This window comes from Rhodococcus sp. NyZ502, assembly GCF_041464245.1.
Lineage (GTDB): Bacteria > Actinomycetota > Actinomycetes > Mycobacteriales > Mycobacteriaceae > Rhodococcus_F > Rhodococcus_F qingshengii.
Window position 1 is genome coordinate 3,112,513 of sequence record NZ_CP167155.1, and the last position, 16,758, is coordinate 3,129,270.

12 protein-coding genes are annotated in these 16,758 nt (G+C 63.8%); 2 read left to right on the forward strand and 10 right to left on the reverse strand.

The genetic code is table 11. The features are described from left to right. Positions 1-183: 183 nt before the first annotated feature. From ACBG85_RS14545 to ACBG85_RS14575, 7 genes are all read right to left on the reverse strand, one after another. Positions 184-1,620: a GuaB1 family IMP dehydrogenase-related protein gene (locus ACBG85_RS14545; RefSeq protein WP_042919784.1), complete on the reverse strand. Its 1,437-nt coding sequence runs from the start codon at positions 1,618-1,620 to the stop codon at positions 184-186. Positions 1,621-1,623: 3 nt separating this feature from the next. Next, positions 1,624-2,505: a DMT family transporter gene (locus tag ACBG85_RS14550; protein ID WP_042919783.1), complete on the reverse strand. Its 882-nt coding sequence runs from the start codon at positions 2,503-2,505 to the stop codon at positions 1,624-1,626. Positions 2,506-2,509: 4 nt separating this feature from the next. Beyond that, on the reverse strand, positions 2,510-4,012 hold the full coding sequence (locus tag ACBG85_RS14555) for a DEAD/DEAH box helicase (RefSeq protein WP_372027820.1): 1,503 nt from the start codon (positions 4,010-4,012) through the stop codon (positions 2,510-2,512). 62 nt (positions 4,013-4,074) lie between these two features. Further along, the gene (gene gndA, locus ACBG85_RS14560; protein WP_007730904.1) at positions 4,075-5,532 is read right to left on the reverse strand and encodes an NADP-dependent phosphogluconate dehydrogenase; all 1,458 of its coding nucleotides are present in this window, start codon (positions 5,530-5,532) and stop codon (positions 4,075-4,077) included. Positions 5,533-5,749: 217 nt separating this feature from the next. Next, positions 5,750-7,717 (reverse strand): DEAD/DEAH box helicase, encoded by a 1,968-nt coding sequence (locus ACBG85_RS14565; protein ID WP_064688200.1) that lies wholly within the window; start codon positions 7,715-7,717, stop codon positions 5,750-5,752. Between the two features lie 261 nt (positions 7,718-7,978). Continuing rightward, positions 7,979-8,932, reverse strand: a complete 954-nt coding sequence (locus ACBG85_RS14570) for a M56 family metallopeptidase (RefSeq protein WP_007730909.1) — start codon at positions 8,930-8,932, stop codon at positions 7,979-7,981. 25 nt (positions 8,933-8,957) lie between these two features. Then, positions 8,958-9,371, reverse strand: a complete 414-nt coding sequence (locus ACBG85_RS14575) for a BlaI/MecI/CopY family transcriptional regulator (protein ID WP_003944876.1) — start codon at positions 9,369-9,371, stop codon at positions 8,958-8,960. 191 nt (positions 9,372-9,562) lie between these two features. Between ACBG85_RS14575 and ACBG85_RS14580 the strand changes: the two genes are divergently transcribed. After that, the gene (locus tag ACBG85_RS14580; protein ID WP_372027821.1) at positions 9,563-12,136 is read left to right on the forward strand and encodes a bifunctional lysylphosphatidylglycerol flippase/synthetase MprF; all 2,574 of its coding nucleotides are present in this window, start codon (positions 9,563-9,565) and stop codon (positions 12,134-12,136) included. Positions 12,137-12,146: 10 nt separating this feature from the next. Here the strand turns inward: ACBG85_RS14580 and ACBG85_RS14585 are convergent, their stop codons facing one another. From ACBG85_RS14585 to ACBG85_RS14595, 3 genes are read right to left on the reverse strand one after another with little or no spacing between them, the layout of a single operon-like run. Continuing rightward, positions 12,147-12,998 carry an ABC transporter ATP-binding protein gene (locus tag ACBG85_RS14585; RefSeq protein WP_003945031.1) on the reverse strand — a complete coding sequence of 284 codons (852 nt, stop codon included), beginning with the start codon at positions 12,996-12,998 and terminating at the stop codon, positions 12,147-12,149. Continuing rightward, positions 12,995-14,086 carry an iron chelate uptake ABC transporter family permease subunit gene (locus ACBG85_RS14590; RefSeq protein ID WP_003944960.1) on the reverse strand — a complete coding sequence of 364 codons (1,092 nt, stop codon included), beginning with the start codon at positions 14,084-14,086 and terminating at the stop codon, positions 12,995-12,997. Before ACBG85_RS14590 ends, ACBG85_RS14585 begins: the two co-directional genes overlap by 4 nt. Continuing rightward, positions 14,083-15,543 carry an iron ABC transporter permease gene (locus tag ACBG85_RS14595; protein ID WP_073512408.1) on the reverse strand — a complete coding sequence of 487 codons (1,461 nt, stop codon included), beginning with the start codon at positions 15,541-15,543 and terminating at the stop codon, positions 14,083-14,085. Before ACBG85_RS14595 ends, ACBG85_RS14590 begins: the two co-directional genes overlap by 4 nt. Positions 15,544-15,745: 202 nt before the next feature. Between ACBG85_RS14595 and ACBG85_RS14600 the strand changes: the two genes are divergently transcribed. Further along, entirely contained in the window at positions 15,746-16,528 is a 783-nt protein-coding gene (locus tag ACBG85_RS14600; protein ID WP_003944809.1) for a hypothetical protein, read from the forward strand. The last annotated feature ends 230 nt before the right edge of the window (positions 16,529-16,758 follow it).

Here is a 16,758-nt window from a genome sequence, read left to right on the forward strand (position 1 = left end):
GTGTGGGTGCCTCGGGCACCGGGTTCCTTTCGTCAGAGCCGAGTAGTTCTCGGCTGTAGCGGGCTCGGTCGGGTCGCCGAAGGGCACCCGACCGAGTTTTGTTTTCTGTTTACGGATCCAATGATACCGGCGGGTGCCCGGGAGTAGGGACCCGAGCACCCGCCGACAGTCACAGAACGTGGTTCACCAACCAGACGGAAGCGGCCGTCCTTCGGCAAATCCGGCGGCGGACTGCACGCCCAGAACGGCCTTCTCGTGCAGCTCCTCGAGAGAGCGCGCACCCGCGTACGTGCAGGTACTGCGCACGCCGGAACAGATCTGATCGATCAGGTCCTCGACTCCAGGGCGCTCGGGATCGAGACGCATCCGCGAACTGGAGATGCCTTCCTCGAACAATCCCTTACGGGCGCGATCGAAAGCCGTTTCGGTGGCTGTGCGAGCGGCAACAGCGCGCTTGGAGGCCATACCGAAGCTCTCCTTGTACGCGTTGCCCGCCTGATCGACTTTGAGATCGCCGGGGGACTCGTACGTGCCGGCGAACCACGAGCCGATCATGACGTTCGACGCGCCCGCCGCGAGGGCGAGTGCAACGTCGCGGGGGTGTCGAACGCCGCCGTCGGCCCAGACGTGCTTGCCGAGCTCACGTGCCGCTGCAGCACATTCCGCGACGGCCGAGAACTGCGGGCGTCCGACGCCGGTCATCATGCGAGTCGTGCACATGGCTCCGGGTCCGACGCCGACCTTGACGATGTCCGCGCCTGCGGCGATCAGATCACGGGTTCCCTGTGCGGAGACCACGTTGCCTGCGACCAACGGGACGCCGAGATCGAGCGCCTTGAGGGTGGTGAGTGCATCGATCATTCTCTGCTGGTGACCGTGAGCCGTGTCCACGACGATCACGTCGGCACCGGCGTCGACGAGTGCCTTGGCCTTGGCGCCCACGTCACCGTTCACACCGACCGCCGCAGCGACCCGGAGTGCGCCGCGCTCGTCGACTGCGGGGTCGTAGATGCCGGCACGGATCGCGCCGGTGCGGGTGAGGACGCCGGCAAGAGTCCCGTCTTCGTTGACGATGACCGCCAGCGGATCATGCTTGGTTTCGAGCAGTTCGAAGACCTCACGCGGTGTGGCGGTGACCGGGGCCGTGACGAAGTCGGTGATCGCGACGGTACGGAGGCGAGTGAACCGATCGACATCCGCGCAGGCAGCCTCGGTGACGACACCGAGAGGCTTACCGTCCTCGACCACCACGACCGCGCCGTGAGCGCGCTTGGGAAGCAGCGCCAGCGCATCGGAGACGGCGTCGTCCGGACTCAGCGTGACCGGCGTATCGGCGACGAGGTGGCGGCTCTTGACGAACGCCACGGTCTCGGCGACAGCGTCGGTGGGGACGTCCTGCGGAATGATGACCAGTCCGCCGCGGCGGGCGACAGTCTCCGCCATGCGGCGGCCGGCGACTGCGGTCATATTGGCGACCACGACGGGAATGGTCGTTCCGGATCCGTCGGAAGAATTGAGATCGACGTCGAACCGAGAGGTGACCTCGGTCCGGTTAGGGACGAGGAAGACGTCGTCGTAGGTCAGGTCGTATGGGGGGCGTTGCCCTTCGAGGAACTGCACGTTTCACGAGCCTACCGTCGATTCCGCCGTAGCGCCCTCGGTATCGCGCGCTTGTGAGCGGGAGAGGGCGATCGTGGTCATGATCATGACGGCGACGGCGCACCCGATGAGAGCAATTCCGGGACCGTCGACGCGGAGGCGTTCGTCGAGCACTGTCATCCCCAGGAAGATGGCCGCGATCGGCTCGCCGATCGTCAGGGCGGGTAGCGACGCCGACAGCGGCCCGACCTGGAACGCGCGCTGTTGCAGGTAGACCCCGATTGCGCCCGAGGCGATCAGCGCCCACGTCTGCCATGCCGAAATCACCCCGATGACGCCGTGGCCGAGTAGGTCGGTGACGTACTTGGTGAATGCGACGGCGACGCCGTAGAAGATGCCTGCCGCAGAGCCGAGAAGCAGTGCGCGCCAGCCGCCGTCGAGTTTGGACAAGCCGCCGACAGTTGCGGCCACGGCCACTGCGACCGTAATCGTCAGGGGCACAGCCCAATCCGACCATGGAGCATTGCTGTCTCCCTCGGTGGGATCGCCGACGACGAGGAAGATCGCCAAGGAAATCGCGAGCATGATCGCCAGTGACCACGCGGAACGGGTGATGCGGATTCCCGAGAATTTGGCCGAGAGAGGCAGCGCGAACAGCAACGAGGTCACGATCAGCGGCTGCACCACCAACACCGAACCCAACGACAGTGCAACGGCCTGCATGACGTACCCGCCGCCGTCACCGATCAGCCCGGCCCACCACCGAGGACTGCGAATCAACGACGCCACCAACGCCTCGCCCTCGGGAACCGCGGACGCCGCCCGTTGCTGAGCGACCGAAGCGCACGCGAAGAGCAGTGCAGCGAGAAGTGCGCAGAGAACCGAGATCAGTGGAAGATCACCCATTCCCTCAGTGTGCGCGCTTGCCCGCCCGATTTCCGGCAGACGGCTTTCCTGCGCCGGGTGCGCCGCGACGCGGGGTCAAGCCCTTGGACGCCAGACGCTCCGAACGGGTCGGGACCGGAGTGCCGTCCGCACGGATCTTCTTCACACTCTTCGGATCGGTGACGCGCCGCGAGGAGGCGGCGCGCTTGTCGCCGTCCTTCTTCATCCGGCCTCCGGCAGCGGTCCGGCCTGCAGTGTCGTGTTCCTGACGGCCACGCTTGGCGGTGTGCTTGACGGCAACCGTCGTATCGGGAGCCTCGACCGGAATTCCCGTCGGCTCCATCGCACCGGTGATGCGCGTGAGTTCAAGATCGTCAGGACGAACCCGCACACCGTGAACCTTGATGCCTGCCTGCTTGGTCAACTTCTCGACCGAATCACGTTCTTCGTCGGTGACGATGGTGACGACGACGCCCGATTCCCCGGCGCGTGCCGTCCGGCCGGCCCGGTGCAGGTAGTCCTTCGCCTCCGCCGGGGGATCGACGTGAACGACGAGCGTCACGTCGTCGACATGGATTCCGCGCGCGGCGACATCGGTGGCGACCAGGACCGGTGTTGTCCCGTCGGAGAACGACGCGAGGGTCTTGGTCCGGTTGTTCTGTGTCTTGCCGCCGTGTAGGGCGCCGGCCGAGACACCGATCAAATGCAGTTGCTGCGCAAGACGATCCACACCGTGCTTGGTCTTGACGAACATGATGGTCCGCCCCGCCCGTGAAGCGATATGTGCGACAACGGATCTCTTGTCGTCGCGATCGACGAAGAGCAGGTGATGCTCCATGGTCGAGACGGTAGCAACCGGGGGAGCAGTCGAGTGCGACGCCGGATTGCGCAGGTAACCCGCGACCAGATCGTCGACCTTGCCGTCGAGTGTTGCCGAGAAGAGAAGGCGCTGAACGTCTTTCGGTGTCGTGTCGAGAATCTTCGCAACCTCGTCGATGAAACCCATGTCTGCCATGTGGTCGGCTTCGTCGATGGTCGTGATCACGACGTCGTCGAGAATCACCGACTTCTGCTCGAGTAGGTCGAGTAGGCGCCCGGGGGTCGCAATCAGCAGATCGACGCCGCGGGCAAGGATGTCGGCCTGACGCTTGATCGGAACGCCACCGACCGCATTTGCCACACGCAAACCGATCTCGGTAGCAGCGTCGTCGAGTGCCTTGTGGATCTGGATCGCCAGTTCGCGGGTGGGAGCGAGCACCAAACCGCGCGGACGATTCCGCTTGCTCGCCCCGCCTTTGAGGCGCACCAGCATCGGAAGCCCGAAGGCCAGAGTCTTTCCGGAACCCGTCGCACCGCGCCCGAGTACATCCCGGCCGGCAAGGACATCGGGGATGGTGGCCGACTGAATGGGGAAGGGGGCATCGATGCCGCTACGGCGCAACGCGTGCACCATCACGGCGGGGATTCCGAGGTCGACGAACGAACGCCCTTCGGTCGAGGTGGGCGAGTCGATCGTCGATTCCTGCATTTGTCCAGGCTACCGGGTATCGGTAGACGCAGATGACCGCATCTACCGATACCCGCTGTGAATCAGGCCTCGATTTCGCTGCGGTCACCGCTCCACAGTGTGTGGAACTTGCCCGGCTTGTCGATGCGCTCGTAGGTGTGCGCGCCGAAGAAGTCGCGCTGACCCTGTGTCAGGGCGGCCGGCAGACGCTCCGCGCGCAGGCCGTCGTAGTACGACAGCGAGGACGCGAACGCAGGTACCGGAATGCCGAGCATCGTCGCGGTGGCGACCACGCGGCGCCAGCTGTCGATGCCTGCCTCGATGGCCTCGCGGAAGTACGGCGCCAGGATCAAGCTCGGCAGGCTCGGATCGGCGTCGAACGCGTCCTTGATGCGGTTGAGGAACTGCGCACGGATGATGCAGCCACCGCGCCAGATCGTCGCCAGGTCGGCAGGCTTGAGGTTCCAGTCGTACTCGGCGCTGCCGGCAGCGATCTGATCGAAGCCCTGCGCGTACGCCACGATCTTCGACGCGTACAGCGCGGCCTGGATGTCGGCGGCGAACTGCTCGGCGTCAGCAGGCTTGTCGCCGAGAGAGCCGGCAGCCAGACCCTGCGCCTGAGCTGCAGCGCGCTGATTGCGGCTACCGGACAGTGCGCGAGCAAACACGGCTTCGGCGATACCGGTGACCGGCACGCCCAGATCCAGAGCGGACTTGACCGTCCAGCGGCCCGTGCCCTTCTGCTCGGCAGCGTCGACGATGACGTCGACCAAAGGCTTGCCCGTCTCGGCGTCGACCTGGCGGAGCACCTCGGCGGTGATCTCGATCAGGTAGGACTCGAGGGTGCCCTTGTTCCACTCGGTGAAGACGTCGGCAACCTGACCGGCGTCGTAGCCCAGAGCGTCGCGGAAGAGGTTGTACGCCTCGCCGATGAGCTGCATGTCGGCGTACTCGATGCCGTTGTGCACCATCTTGACGAAGTGACCGCTGCCGTCGGGGCCGATGTGCGTGCAGCACGGGGTGCCGTCGACGTGAGCGGAGATGGACTCGAGAAGCGGGCCGAGAGCCTCGTAGGACTCCTTCGGGCCGCCCGGCATGATCGACGGACCGTTGAGTGCGCCTTCTTCGCCACCGGAGATACCGGCGCCGACGAAGTGCAGTCCGCGGGCGCGGATCGCCGCTTCACGACGGATCGTGTCGGTGTAGAGCGAGTTGCCACCGTCGATGATGATGTCGCCGGGCTCCATGGCGTTTGCGAGCTCTTCGATGACAGCATCGGTCGGGGCGCCGGCCTTGACCATGATCAGGACGCGTCGCGGCTTCTGAAGTGCGGCAACAAACTCCTCGACGGTCTCGGTGCGCACGAAATCGCCCTCGGAACCATGCTCGGCGATCAGGGCATCGGTCTTCGCGATGCTGCGGTTGTGCAGGGCAACGGTGTGACCGTGGCGGGCGAAATTGCGGGCAATATTCGAACCCATGACGGCCAGGCCGGTGACGCCGATCTGAGCTCGGGGTGATTCGGTGCTAGTGGTTGACATGCTTACAGCTTTCCCTCTCGGTCCGCGGCTGTGAAATCCTGCGCTGTGCGCAGCCGAAAACGGTGCGGCCGCGACGCGCGTGAACATCAGACCGTGCATACAAAACACGGATGCAGATCACTTTAATTGCAGTGACCTGCATCCGTCTCGATACAGCTTCCGGCACAGCCGGAAGGTTCTCAGTGTTCAGTTGTCGAGCCGCAGCTCAGCGCAGGTATTACCGCTGATCGCGCTTCGGGCCGTCGAATCCGTCATAGCTACGACGGTCGGTACGGCTGCGGAAGCCGCCACCGCTGGTCGAGGCTGCACGGTTGTCGCCGCCTTCGCGGTTTCCCTGGTATCCACCGGAGGAGCGGTTGCCCTGGTAGCCGGTCGAGGGGCGGCTGTCGCGATCGCCGTACGAGCGGTTGTTGTCACGGTTGCCCTGGTATCCACCACCGGAAGAGCGGTTGCCCTGGTATCCGCCGCGGCTCTCGCCGTCACGGTTGCCCTGGTAACCACCCGAAGAGCGGTTTCCTTGGTAGCCGGTCGAGGGGCGGCTGTCGCGGTCTCCGTAGGACGGACGGCTGTCACGGTTGCCCTGGTAACCACCGCTGGAGCGATCACCCTGGTATCCACCGGAAGATCGGTTGCCCTGGTATCCGCCGCGGCTCTCGCCGTCGCGGCTTCCCTGGTAGCCACCCGAAGAGCGGTTTCCTTGGTAGCCGGTCGAGGGGCGGCTGTCGCGGTTGCCCTGGTAACCACCACTGGAGCGATCACCCTGGTATCCGCCGCGGCTCTCGCCGTCGCGGTTGCCCTGGTAGCCACCCGAAGAGCGGTTGCCCTGGTATCCACCGGACGAGCGGTTGCCCTGGTAGCCGCCACGGCTTCCACCACGATCACCGAAGGAACGCTCGCCACGAGAAGAGCTCTCGCGCAACGGTTCTCCGGTCGGCTTCTTGGCGCCGGTGATGCGAGCAAGTTCAGCAGAACCCGGGGTGACGGCAACGGCTGCGGCATTGACGCCGGCCATACCGGTCAGACGCTTGAACTGACGCTTCTGGTTCGGCAGCACGATGGCGACAACGGTGCCCTTCTCGCCGGCGCGAGCGGTACGACCAGCGCGGTGCAGGTAGTCCTTGTGGTCGGCCGGGGGATCGACGTGAACGACGAGGTCGATGCCGTCGACGTGGATGCCGCGTGCTGCGACGTCCGTTGCGACGAGGACCGGGGTGCGGCCGTTCTTGAAACGCTCGAGGACGCGGGTGCGCTGGTTCTGTGCCTTGCCGCCGTGAAGCGACTCGGCAGCGATGCCGACTGCGCGGAGGCGGTCGGTGATTCCCTCGCAACCGAGCTTGGTGCGGGCGAACATGATGGTGCGTCCGTCGCGGGCACCGATCTCGGCGAGGACTGAATCCTTCTGTCCACGATCGACGAGGAGGACGTAGTGCTCCATCGTGTCGACGCTTGCGCGGCCGTCTTCGGTGGAGTGGGTGACGTGGTTGGCCAGGAACTGACGAACCAGCGACTGGACCTCACGGTCGAGGGTTGCCGAGAACAGCAGACGCTGTCCGTCTGCGGGGGTCTCACCGAGGATCGAGCGAACCTCGGGCAGGAAGCCCATGTCCGCCATCTGATCGGCTTCGTCGAGTGCGGTGATTTCCACCGAGTCGAGGATGCAGGTGCCCTGACGCAGGTGGTCGCCGAGACGACCCGGCGTTGCGACGAGGACGTCTACGCCGCGGCGAAGCTGATCGACCTGCTTGGCGAACGGCGTTCCACCGACAGCGGGGCGAACCGTGAGTCCGAGTGCTCCGGCGTAGGAGTTGAGGGAGTCGACCACCTGGAAAGCAAGCTCACGGGTGGGGACGAGCACGAGTGCGCGGGGACGCTTGGCGGCCGGGCGATCTTCGTGGCGTGAGAGGCGGGTCAGCATCGGCAGGCCGAAGGCGAGGGTCTTGCCCGATCCGGTCTGTGCGCGGCCGAGAACGTTGGTACCGGCGAGCGCGTCCGGGATGGACTGCGCCTGGATGGGGGACGGGACGGTGATGGAGTTGCGCGCCAATGCGGCAACAAGCTGCTCGGGCAGGCCGATCTCGGCGAAGGTGATACCCGGCTCGGTGGCGACTGCTTCTTCGGCAGCGGGGGTGTTGACGGTGGGGTCTTCGATGTTCTCGGAAGACGACATTTGGACAGCGTTGGTCACGCGGAAACCTCTCCGGACTACGGGCACGTCGCGGAGCGGAAGAAGCCATGCTGAAATACACGACACAGTTCGCAAAGGGACGAGCCAGGGCACATGTCACCTGGCAATCCGAACGCATACTGCGGGGAATTGGGCTGTGTGCCGTTATATGTTGACGGACCACGATGGTGGCCGTGATCCACTCTACGCCACCGGGGACACCGAAGTCAGGTAGCCCCGCCTGTGACCTGCACTACTACACGGGGTTACGCAGGTCAAGACTCAGTATGCGTTGAAAAGCAGTCGAAGTTCGGTGAGCCAGGGCACAGCAACCGCAACCGTGGGAACAACGAGAATCGCGACCGCCCCGAGATACGCAAAAACTGCGATGCGGGGATCTGCGTCGTCGGCCGAGAGGCGCTGCACCCGGATGAGCGTCGACGGCCCGCCCGCTGCCATTGCCCCGCGGGGTGCCGTCGATCCGGCACACGCGACAAGCGCCCGCGCGAGGGGAGTGGGACCGGTAGCCCGCACGGCTGAATCGTCGGCGAGCAACTCCACCAGTAGCTGCACCGATCCCAGGGCCGACTTGCTACGAACGAAACGGGGGAACGCGTGGTTGACGGCAGTGAAAGCCTCGAGGACCAGATCGTGACGAGCTCGCAGGTGGGAACGCTCGTGCGTCAGGATGGCTTTGACCTCGGCATGATCGAGGTTCTGCAGAGTGCCTTGACTGAGAACCACGCGTTGACGCAGACCTGGCAGGCAGTATGCGATCGGTTCGTCGACGTCCAGTACCCGCAGATCGGGTGTGCGTTCCACCGACGCGGGCATGGCGCAGTCGTCGAGAAGGTCCACCAACACGCGGTGACGTGCACGGCGACGTCGGGTTCTCACAGCGACCTGGATGATCGAGAAGATCAGCTTCGCGCCGATCAGAAGCGTCAGGGCAAAAACAACCACGTACAGAATCCACAGCGGGAGCCCGAGTGCATCGATTTCGGCGGTCGGGGCCGTCGTCGGCCTACCGTCAGTGCCGGGAACGAGCAGCTGGCTGGCAATGGCCAGGCCCGAGCTGAATGCCGACAGCACCGCAGCAATTGCGACGGCTTGCCACAGAACCAACGCCGCGCGTGGAGCGCGGTAAGGCCACGTGGAGCGGCTCAGGAGTGCGGGAACCGGACCGGCCAGCAACAAGGCAAGCAGTCCGAAAACCAGTGCAGTAGTGGCGTTCATGTCCTACACATCATGCACGACGAAATCAGTTCGGCCTAGAAATTCCGGGCTGCGCAGCCTTTTTCGCGGACTCGCGCACCTCGAGGGCAGCGAGCGCTTCGCGGAGAGCATCGGCTTCGTCAGCATTGACCTGTCCCACGAAGTGGACGAGCGCCGCAGCGCGACCGCCGGACTCCGGAGCCTGGGCCAGCGCGTCGACCATCAGACTCGCGACCAGTTCTTCGCGCTTGTTGACGGGAAGATAGCGATGTGCGCGATCGTCACGCTGCTGAATCACCAGATGCTTCTTCGCCAGGCGCTGCAGAACGGTCATCACCGTCGTGTACGCCAATTCGCGATGCGTCGCGAGTGCTTCATGCACCTGTCGCACAGTTTGCGGTTCCGATGTGGACCACAAATGATCCATCACCGCGCGTTCGAGTTCACCTAGACCTGCCATTCTTCGATTCTACGGACTTCCACGACGAAATACGTACTACTGGTAGTAGTAACCACCTCGGTGGGGGTGTGGTATTGGCCATAGTGATCTGCGTGACGGTTACGGTGGTGTGAGACGACGAAAGTCCCGACAATGACGATGCCCGATAATTGCAAGCCAACAGTCGATCCGCAGAAAGTAGCCGCACGTAGATGACGATCGACAGTTCGCCGGGCACCGAAGAATCGACATCACGGGCGCGGGTAGTCACGCAGAAAGCTGCCGGCATCATCCGTTTCGGCATTCGCGACGCACCGTTGACGGTCGTTCTACTTCTCACCATGTGGATCGTGGGTGCCGCAACCGGCAGCCTCGTTCACGGACCGTCCCGCGATCTCGAGCACACGATCGGTGCCGGAATGGGCTCGATCCAGCACGGCCGCATCTGGACTCCGCTCACGTCCGTGCTGTGGGCAGGAAACCTGCTCGGGTACCTCGGCGCGACCGTGCTCCTGATCGCAGTCGCCGCACCCCTCGAACGCCGAATGGGAACGATCAAGCTTGCGATCGCCGGCGCAAGCACTCAAATCTTGGGAGTCCTGCTCGGGCTCGGCTGGGCGTCGTTTGCGAAGGTGTTTGATTCCAGTTGGGGATTCCGCCTCCACGTGGGCTCCGCGGTCGGAGCCAGTGCATGGATCGTCGGCGCTGCGATGGCCGCCAGCTCGAACATGGGCACCCTGTGGCGCCGTCGCATTCGCGTCGGAACTTTGGCGTTGACGATCACTTTGGCCTTGTTCAGTGGTCAGCTGCAAGACGTCATCCGATTCTTTGCCGCTGTGGTGGGTTTGGTGATCGGACAGTGGATCGTCGGACGATCGGCGCGCGGTGAGCGCATCGCCGGGACACAGCGAGAGGGTCGCGTCCTGGTCGCCATCGTCGTCGCGGCGAGTGCGATCGGCCCGATGATCGCCGCGCTGTCCCCGCAGGCGGTCGGCCCACTCGCGGTCCTCCGTGACCTCTTCCGCGGAGTTCCCTGGACTGTCGCCGAGGTTCGAGAACTGTGCGAGGAGTCGTCGTCGGATCCGGACTGCCGACGAGGACTCCTCGAGCTCAGACTCTCCGGTATCGGCCCGACTCTGCTCTCGCTGATGCCGTCGATCTTCGTTCTCGTGTTGAGTGACGGGCTCCGTCGTGGCCGCAGATTCGCCTGGATTGCGACAGTGTGTGCTCAGGTCGTCCTACTCGTCCTCTCGATCGGGAACTTCGTCATCAGGTTCGTCGACGCCGTCGACAGTGACAGCTTGTTCTACGGAATCAGCGATCCGAACGTGTACCGAACTCTGGTGCCGTTCCTGACACCGCTCTTCGTACTGATCCTGCTGATCGCGACACGTCGATACTTCGACGTCGCGGCCCCGGCCAAGACATACCGACGTCTCGGTGCTGCGATCGTGACCTTGCTCGCGGTCCTCGCCGTGATCTACGTCGGCGGCGGAATGCTCGCCAGGCACGGGTTCGATCGCGAGCCCACCGTAACGATGTTGCTCGCGGACTTCCCTCAGCGCCTTGTACCGCCCGTGTACCTGCAGTTGATCGATCCGCGTCTGCTTCCCGTGGACATCGAGTCGACGTTGCTCTTCGAGTGGACCGGCGTCGTGTTCTGGGGCGTCGCCGCCGTGTTGGTGTTCGTGAGTTTCCTCAAGCCGGTCAAGACCGCCGATCCCAAAGCCGCCGAACGAGCACGATCCATGTTGATCGCCGGTACCGGCAGCCCGTTGTCCTGGATGACGACGTGGAAGGGAAACACATACTGGTTCAGCGCGGACGGTTCGAGTTACGTCGCGTATCGCGTCATCGCCGGTGTTGCTCTCACAACCGGTGATCCGGTCGGTCCTCCAGATCGCATGCGCACGGCGATCGAGGAGTTTGCCGAGTTCGCGTCGTCGAACGGTTGGATTCCCTGCTTCTATTCAGTGACCGACGACGCCCGAAGCATCACTGATTACATGGGCTGGAGCGGCCTGCAGGTCGCCGAGGAAACCGTGCTCGACCTCGGACAGGTCGCGTTCACAGGAAAGCGGTTCCAGGATGTGCGAACAGCACTGAACCGGGCGAAGAAGTCCGGGATCACGGCCGAGTGGATTTCCTTCCCTCATGCACCTCTCGCGATCAAGGATCAGATAGTTGCGATCTCGGAGGAATGGGTGGCGGACAAGGGGATGCCCGAGATGGGATTCACCCTCGGCGGACTCGACGAGGTCGACGACGAACAAGTGCGGTGCCTGATCGCCGTCGACGAGGATCGCACCGTGCACGGTGTCACGTCGTGGCTACCGGTGTACCGCGACGGCAAAGTCGTCGGGTGGACACTCGACTTCATGAGGCGACGCTCCGAAGGATTCCGTCCCGCGATGGAGTTCCTCATCGCCTCCGCTGCACTGAAATTGGAGGAGGAGGGCGTCGAGTTCCTCAGTCTGTCCGGTGCACCGTTGGCAACAATCGCCGGTGACTCCGAGAGGAATGCGAACGAACCGGAGGCCACGACTTTCTCGGCGATGATGGACAGCGTGCTCGACCTACTCGGTCGCACCCTGGAACCGGTGTACGGATTTCGTTCGCTGTTGGCCTTCAAATCGAAGTTCCAGCCTCGGTACGTGCCGATGCACATGACCTTCGCCGATCCAGCCGCGTTGCCGAGCATCGGGAACGCGGTCGGACGGGCGTACCTGCCGACCGTGACGATCGGTCAGGGATTCAAACTTGTTCGGACGATTCTGGGTCGCTGATTCGCGATCGTCACGCAGGCTTTGCCGGCCCGCCGACGGCGCCGAACACGTGCCGGGTTCCGATCGGAACGATCAGCGGCCGATCCGAGACGGGATCGTCGATGACCGCAGCTTCGAGACCGAACACCTCGAGCAGAAGTTCCGCGGAAATGATGTCCTTGGGGACACCAGAAGCGACGACGGCGCCGTCGCGCATCACGATCAGATGATCGCTGTATCTGACCGCGAGATTGAGGTCGTGCAGAACCATCACCACGGTGCGCCCCATTTCCTCGTGGAGTTGATCCACCAGGTCGAGGACTTCCATCGAGTGCGCGAGGTCCAGATAGGTAGTCGGTTCGTCGAGAAGCAGAATGTCGGTTCCCTGGGCGAGAGCCATCGAGATCCAGGCCCGCTGGCGCTGACCGCCGGACAATTGATCGACGGGTCGATCGGCGAGATCCGAGACACCGGTCAGCTCCAGCGCTTCGGCGACCTCGCCCTCGTCGTCCGCAGACCACTGCCTGATCCACGACTGGTGCGGGTGGCGCCCACGTGAGACCAGATCGGCGACGGTGAGTCCTTCGGGCGCAACTGGAGTCTGGGGGAGCATTCCGAGCACCCGTGCGACTTCCTTGGTCTTCATCGAACTGATCGCCTTGCCGTCCAGGACGACCGATCCGCCCTTGGGCTTGAGCAGACGACCGAGCGCACGCAGGAGCGTCGACTTGCCGCAACCGTTGGGGCCGATGACCGTCGTGATCACGCCGGTAGGGATCTCGAGATCGAGTCCGTCGACGATGATGCGGTCCCCGTACCCGAGCGTCAGGTTCTTGGCGACGAGACGCGAAGGAGTATCGGTGGACTGGGCGATGGTGGTCATGCTGTGACCTTCCGATTGTTACGAACCAACAGGTAGAGCAGGAACGGACCACCCAGTGCGGAAGTCACGATTCCGACGGGGAGTTCCACAGGCAGAATTGTTCGAGCGATGACGTCGCTGCCGACCACCAGTACAGCACCGGTCAGCGCGGACGCCACGATGGGCGGGCCGGCAGAGCGCACCAGACGCATGGCGACCTGTGGCGCAGCCAGGGCGACAAAGCCGACCGGACCTGCTGCGGCGGTTGCGATGGCGGCCAGCGCCACGGCGGAGAGCAATAGTTTGGCCTGCGATGATTGCAAGCGAACACCGAGAGAGGTGGCGTTGTCGTCGCCCAACCGCAGCGCTCCCATGGTGAACGAAGCGATCACCGCGTAGCCGCCGACTACCGCGACAGCGATGGCTACCGGCCACATCTGATTCCAGGTGGCACCGTTGAGCGAACCGTTGAGCCACACCTGTGCGCGGGAAGCATCGTTGATGTCCGCCGAGATGAGAAGCCATCCCGTCGCTGCCACGAGCATGGCGTTGATGCCGATGCCGATCAGGATGAGGCGGAATCCCTCGACGCCTTTTCGCCATGCCAGGGCGTAGATCACCACAGCTGTCAGCAGACCGCCACACAGTGCAGCCAAGGGAATCCCCAGTGTGGCAAGCAGTCCCACGAACGACCCGCCACCGCCGAGCACGATGAGAGCAACCGCGGCGGCACTCGATCCGGCCGTGATTCCGAGGATGTCGGGGCTGGCGAGGGCGTTGCGAGCGATCGTCTGGGTGACCGCACCGGCAATGCCGAGTGCCATACCGATGAAGAGTGCGGTGAGCGATCGAGGAAGTCGGAGGTCGAAGACGATCAGGTTCTGTGTCTTGCTTCCATTACCGAGCAGGACGGAAATGACATCGGGGATCGAGATCGGATAGTCGCCGCGTCCGATGTTGATGCAGAGCAGAAGGAAGAGTGCGACCGCGAGCGCAATGCACACCGACACCGCGAGTGGACGGTAGACCAGCGAGAATCCACCGATACGAATCGACTTACGTGAGGGGACGGTCCGGGGGAGTACCCGGAGTTCTTGCTTGAGCGTCACAGACTTGCCAACTTTCTGCGGCGTACGAGAGCGATGAAGAACGGGGCGCCGAACAGGGCCAGGATGATGCCGACCTGCAACTCGCCGGGGCGCACGACTACGCGGCCGATGATGTCCGCGGTGATCAACATGACCGCGCCGAGCAAGCCCGCGTACGGGACCAGCCAGCGGTAGTCGGGTCCGGTGATGGCCCGGGCCACGTGGGGGACCACCAATCCGATGAACGCGATAGGTCCACACGCTGCGGTCGCGGCGCCGGTCAGCAGGGTGATCGCGATGATGCCGAGTGTGCGACTGAACGCGATGTTCGTTCCCAACGCTTTTGCGACGTCTTCACCCAGGCTGAGGACATTGAGACCAGGCGTACTCGCCAGGGCGATGACCAAACCGAGTATCAGGAAGGGGAGGACCTGCCAGAGAACGTCGAACCCGCGACCGGACACCGACCCGACTACCCAGAAACGGTAGGCGTCCAGACTGGTCTGGTCGAGGATGATCACGGCATTGGTCATGGCTTGCAGGAAGAACGCGACGGCTGCGCCCGCCAGAGCCAAACTCAGAGGACTCGCGCCGCCGTTTCCGATGGAGGACAAGCCGAAGACGACGATGCTGGCGACGAACGATCCTGCAAACGCGAACCAGAGGTACTGACTCGGTGCGGTGAAGCCGAAGAGATAGATCGCCATGACTACGAAGAAAGCCGCGCCGGCGTTGAGGCCGAGTAGTCCGGCATCTGCCAACGGGTTACGCGTGTGTCCCTGAATCAGGGCGCCGGCGATACCGAGTGCGATGCCGACGACAAGACCCAGGATGGTCCGCGGAGCGCGCAACGTTCGCACGATGATGTCCGTCTGGGTGCCGTCCGAACTGAAGATGGCGTGGAAGATCTCGGCAAACGTCAGGGGACGTGCGCCCACCGCGATGCTCGCGAGCATGACGAGCGCGAGAAGAACCGTGAGCACCGCGAGACCGATCAGCCGGCGTCGACGAGTTGCCCCGACGCTGTTGTCGCGCGCGAGTTCCTCGAACCCTTCTTCGCGCGCCGTGCTTTCACGGACCACCTCGATACCGGTTCGATCGAACGGCCTGCGCAGAGCCCGGCGAACACCGATGGGCTGCTTTGTCTTCGCGTCACGCGTGACCAGACCTACCCATCCCTTTCCCGAGGTCCGGCCTGTGGCACCTTCGCGGAATCCCAGGTTCCACACGAGGAGACCAACGGCAATGGCTATTGCCGTCCCACCGAATACTGCGCGGTCGGCTTCGCCGCCACCGTTCTCGTCTCGGAGCGACTGAACGACGTACCAGCCGACGAGCAACGGAAGCAGGAACACCCCCGCGTCGAAAATCCCAGCTAGAACACGCATTCGGACAGGAGCCGGGCCGCGCGGCACTATGCGCCGTCCGTACGTCTCGCTGGGTCCTCGGGGATGTCCGTTCCCGAGCGGTTTGATCATCGTCACTGGCGGTTCGAGCTCCTGGTCTTTGTGCGCAGGGAATTCGCATCTTAGGTTACGGAACCCTATGTGGGTGTGCTCCCTGCGGGGCAAGTTCCTGTGAATATGCGGTGCCCAGCGTCACAGTTCTTTACTCTTGAATTATGGTGAGGCTAACCTACATTAAGAACCACAAGACAACTTCGGCCGATTGGAGTGCACGGTGACAATCACCTTGACCACCCAGCATGCGGATGTTCGTGAATTCGAACTCCGGTCGAACGCATTGAGCCGCACCAGCGTTCGCCTACGAGCACTCAACCCTGACTACCCGCGCGTCTACGCGGTTGCCGCCATGTCAGGTGAAGGCAAACGGCGTTGGTGGCAGTTGAGTGAAGGCTTGTGCGGGGATCGGGTGCATCAGATGTTCGCCCGCTCGCTCCAGGATCTCGACAGTGCCGAAGCTGCGGCGATACAGGTCGCAACATCACTGATTCACGCTGTGGTCGGCAGGGTTGCCGCATCGATCGTCTCCGAAGGTGCCGCTTGGGATCCAGGCCTCGAGAACCTGTTCATCCACATGGACAGCGACGGCGGTATCGACTGGGCCGGGGTGATCGACGAAACTCTACGAGTTGCGCCGAACGGACGGGAGTCCGGCAGTGACGGCGTCGTCGACATGCCGTGCGAAGAAGCGCTCCTCGTCTGGACCGCGCACCGTTGCCTGACCTCGCTACGGGCGATCTACGACGCCGTCTCCAGGTGTGCGCCCGTCGACCAGTTCAGATTCTGGGGCTTGGTAGGGGAGTCGATCCTGGGCGCAGCGGCATATGTCCCCATCTTGGCCGGCGGGGGCGAATCAGCCGCTCAGCGCCGCGGGCAGGGGCTGCTGGACGCTTTTGTCGCCGCAGGGCTGCCCGTGCGTGCACGCCGCAAGGTCTCGCTGCGTCCTCGTTGGAACCAGTTCGACGAAGGGCTTGCTAAATTAGGTCAGCCTTGCCTATGATTGTGGAACACCACGCGGAGAGTTACACCCCGCGAGAGTGACGAAACTGCCGGACCGCGCCGGAGTCCTGAGGGCTGCAGAGACTCCCGGTCCTTCCCACGGCGGGTTTCACATCGAATGATGTGAAACCCGCCGGTTCTTTTTCCAGACCTGATTCCAAGCTCGAGTTACCTCTCGTGTAATCAGGTAGGGAGTGGCAGCCACACCGGCGCCAGAGAATCACAGATGGA